The sequence below is a fragment of the Mesorhizobium sp. M1E.F.Ca.ET.041.01.1.1 genome (assembly GCF_003997355.1).
In the GTDB taxonomy this organism is placed as follows: Bacteria; Pseudomonadota; Alphaproteobacteria; order Rhizobiales; family Rhizobiaceae; genus Mesorhizobium.
Map to the genome: position 1 here is coordinate 1 of NZ_RZSL01000624.1, position 3,337 is coordinate 3,337.

3 protein-coding genes are annotated in these 3,337 nt (G+C 62.6%); all 3 read left to right on the forward strand.

The genetic code is table 11. From position 1 onward, the window contains the following. The first annotated feature begins 175 nt into the window (after window positions 1-175). The gene (ureC, locus tag EOA38_RS31490) at window positions 176-1,891 is read left to right on the forward strand and encodes an urease subunit alpha (protein WP_189435043.1); all 1,716 of its coding nucleotides are present in this window, start codon (window positions 176-178) and stop codon (window positions 1,889-1,891) included. Window positions 1,892-1,981: 90 nt separating this feature from the next. Continuing rightward, window positions 1,982-2,575 (forward strand): hypothetical protein, encoded by a 594-nt coding sequence (locus EOA38_RS31495; RefSeq protein WP_126090742.1) that lies wholly within the window; start codon window positions 1,982-1,984, stop codon window positions 2,573-2,575. 156 nt (window positions 2,576-2,731) lie between these two features. Then, window positions 2,732-3,337: a glutathione S-transferase family protein gene (locus tag EOA38_RS31500; RefSeq protein WP_127301063.1), complete on the forward strand. Its 606-nt coding sequence runs from the start codon at window positions 2,732-2,734 to the stop codon at window positions 3,335-3,337.

Genomic DNA, 3,337 nt, shown 5'->3' on the forward strand with positions numbered 1-3,337 from the left:
GTCTTGCGCATGGATATTCCTTCCATCGGTTTGGCAAACGGTCGTTTTGGGCTGACTCGGCCACCTCAACCGCCAAATGGGATCGGAAGGTGTCGCCGAGCGGGTCATTCAGTGACCATTGGATGGCGACAATGTGCGCGACACACTCAAATAACCTCACTTTCGGGAGCAATCGCTGATGGCCAGATTAACCCGTGCCGCTTATGCGCAGATGTATGGCCCGACCGTCGGCGACAAGGTGCGGCTCGCCGACACCGAGCTGTTCGTCGAGGTCGAGAAGGATTTCACCGTCCATGGCGAGGAGGTGAAGTTCGGCGGCGGCAAGGTCATCCGCGACGGCATGGGCCAGAGCCAGGTCGCGAGGGCGCAGGGCGCGGTCGATACCGTCATCACCAACGCGCTGGTCGTCGATGCCTTGGCCGGCATCGTCAAGGCCGATATCGGTCTGAAGGACGGCCGTATCGCAGCCATCGGCAAGGCCGGCAATCCCGACACTCAAGATGGCGTCACCATCATCATCGGCCCGGGCACCGAGATCATCGCCGGCGAAGGCAAGATCCTGACCGCCGGCGGCTTCGACGCGCACATCCATTTCATCTGCCCGCAGCAGATCGAGGAAGCGCTGATGAGCGGCATCACCACGATGCTGGGCGGCGGCACGGGTCCGGCGCATGGCACTTTGGCCACCACCTGCACGCCTGGCCCCTGGCACTTGGCGCGCATGATCCAGTCCTTCGATGCTTTCCCGATGAACATTGGCCTGTCCGGCAAGGGCAACGCATCCCGGCCGGCGGCGCTCGAGGAAATGGTGCTTGCCGGTGCCTGCTCGCTGAAGCTGCACGAGGACTGGGGCACGACGCCTGCCGCGATCGACTGCTGCCTGTCGGTCGCCGACGACTACGACGTGCAGGTGATGATCCACACCGACACGCTGAACGAATCGGGGTTTGTCGAGAACACGGTGGCGGCGATCAAGGGCCGCACCATCCATGCCTTCCACACCGAAGGTGCCGGTGGCGGCCATGCGCCCGACATCATCAAGGTCTGCGGCCTGCCCAACGTCATCCCGTCCTCGACCAATCCGACGCGGCCTTACACCGTCAACACGCTGGCCGAGCATCTCGACATGCTGATGGTCTGCCATCATCTGTCGCCGTCGATCCCTGAGGACATCGCCTTTGCCGAAAGCCGCATCCGCAAGGAGACGATCGCGGCCGAGGACATCCTGCACGACATCGGCGCCTTTTCGATCATCTCCTCCGACAGCCAGGCCATGGGCCGCGTGGGCGAGGTGGCGATCCGTTGCTGGCAGACAGCCGACAAGATGAAGCGCCAGCGCGGAGCGCTGCAGCAGGAAACCGGCGACAACGACAATTTCCGCGTCCGCCGATACATCGCCAAATACACGATCAACCCGGCGATCGCGCATGGCCTGTCGAAAGAGATAGGCTCGGTCGCGGTCGGAAAGCGCGCCGATCTGGTGCTGTGGAACCCTGCCTTTTTCGGCGTCAAGCCGGAGATGGTGCTGGTTGGCGGCACGATCGCGGCCGCACCCATGGGCGATCCCAATGCCTCGATCCCGACACCGCAGCCGATGCACTACCGGCCTATGTTCGGCGCCTATGGCAAGGCGCTGACCAACTCCTCGGTGACCTTCGTCTCCAAGGCCGCCTTCGATGCCGGTCTGCAGGGCAGGCTGGGCGTGGACAAGGCCATGGTCGCGGTCGAGAACACGCGCGGCGGCATCGGCAAGCATTCGATGGTGCTCAACGACGCCACGCCGCATGTCGAGGTCGATCCGGAAACTTATGAGGTTCGCGCCGACGGCGAGTTGTTGACCTGCGAGCCGGCGACCGTGCTGCCGATGGCGCAGAGGTACTTTCTGTTCTGACGGCGACGTTTCCGGTGAACGGCCAAATTCCGTTGCGGCTCGAAGGTGGACCTTGCACTATGCGGTTGAGCAACTGCATAGCGGACAACCATGGCAGCAGAAATCGCCTCTCCCCACGACATCTTCCCGCATATCCGCATCGTCATGGGCATGGTGGTCGGCCTTGGCGTCACGCGGCTCCTGTCGGGCGTCGCCCGCATCGTTCAGCATCCCGGCCAGTACCGGCTCTATGCCGTGCATCTCGCCTGGGTCGGCTCGGTTCTCTTGATGCTGGTGCACTTCTGGTGGTGGGAGTTCGGACTCTACGCCATCCAGTCCTGGACCTTCGGCAAGTACCTTTTCATCATCTTCTATGCCATCACGCTCTTCCTGCTCTGCGCGCTGCTGTTTCCGGATTCGATGCTCGACTACACCAGCTATGAGGACTATTTCTATTCGCGGCGTGCCTGGTTCTTCGGCCTGCTTGGCGCCACCTATCTGCTCGATATCATAGACACGCTGCTCAAAGGCCCGGAGCATTTCGCCCGTTTCGGCAATGAATATCTGATCCGCACGCCGGTGTTCGTGGCGCTTTGCCTGGTCGCGATCCTGGTGCGCGACCGCCGCTTCCACATCGCTTTCGTCGCGGCCGCCCTCATATACCAGATATCCTTCATCCTGCGGCTCTTCGACACCATCGTCTGACTACAGCGCCGCGCGTCTTTCGGACGCGCAAAGGACGCTGTAGCACTTTGAGTTGGCGCATGATCCTTTCCGAAAATCGATTCCGATTTTCGGGGTCATGCGCATTGGGCCAACGGGATGGATAGTTTAGGGTCGGGGAGAAGGCAGGGTTCAATCATGTACAAGGCCGTCGGATCGCGAGGTTCCCGGGTCAGCCGCGTGCTTTGGATGCTCGAGGAGCTCGTGCAGCCCTACGAGTTCGTCGAGGTCAAGCTGCGCTCGCCGGAAGCCTACGCGCTCAATCCTTCCGGCAAAGTGCCGATCCTGATCGACGGCGATCTCGAGATCACGGATTCGGCCGCGATCTGCGTCTACCTGGCGGACAAGCATGGCGAGATGGGCATGGGCGCCAATCCCGGCCTCGCCGGCCGTGCCGAGATGGATTCCTGGATGCATTTCGCCCAGAGCGAGCTGGAAGCGCCGCTGTGGAACAAGCTGCGCCACCGCTTCCTGCTGCCCAAGGAGATGCGCGTCGATGTCGGCCCCGCAGCCGCGCATGATTTCGCTTCCGAAGTGAAGGCGCTCGATCGTCGGCTCGGCGACAAGCCTTTCGCGCTCGGCGATCGTTTCTCGGCCGTCGACGTGCTGCTCGGCGACATCGGCGGTTGGGCCCGCGCCGGCCGATTCCCGATCGACTCCGAACGGGTCAATGCATATTTCGATCGCGTCTTGCAGCGCCCAGCCCGCGCCCGCGCTCAGGCGAATGGAGGAGCCCTCAAATGA